Consider the following 553-nt stretch of genomic DNA (forward strand, 5'->3'; position numbering starts at 1 on the left):
AATTAACGTTTCGTGATCTTTGTGTTCATGTAGTCGGCCAACCATGCCAATGTTGATGGTTGCTTTCTCGCTGAGATCGTGGGCTTGTTTGGCCGTCATCGGAAAGCGATTTAAGTCGACGCCGTTATGTACAACTCGATACTTGTGTTGGTACCGAGGCATGAACTTCACCAATTCTTCTTGAACTTTTTCACTGATGCTAACGGTATAGTGGTGACCCCAATAGAGGACATATTCTATGAACTTAAACAGAGGGTAATCTCTGCGTCGGTTGTAAGAGCAGTGTTCTGTTTGAATGCGTTTTTTCCCGATCGAAAGCAGCGCTAGGTAAATAGATGGATACAGGTGTCCGTGAACGAGATCTGGCCAGCGTAGTAGTGACCATTTTTCCGATAGAGACAGTGTCTGCCAGTTAAAGCATTGGATTCCCTGTGCGGAGAGTTGTTCCAAATAGTCGTTCTCAGCACACAACACGAGGATCTTGATTTCATACTCGGGATTATGCTCGAGCACCAAGTCCACTAAGAACTTTTGCGCCCCACCATTTTGAGAT

Annotated in this window: 1 protein-coding gene; it reads right to left on the reverse strand. The window is 45.4% G+C overall.

Going from position 1 to position 553, the window contains the following annotated elements; translation table 11 throughout:
- A partial coding sequence (locus R7Z50_RS30080) for a glycosyltransferase (protein WP_318150098.1) occupies positions 1 to 553 on the reverse strand: 553 nt, incomplete at both ends.

This window comes from Vibrio sp. 1249-1 (genome assembly GCF_033340495.1).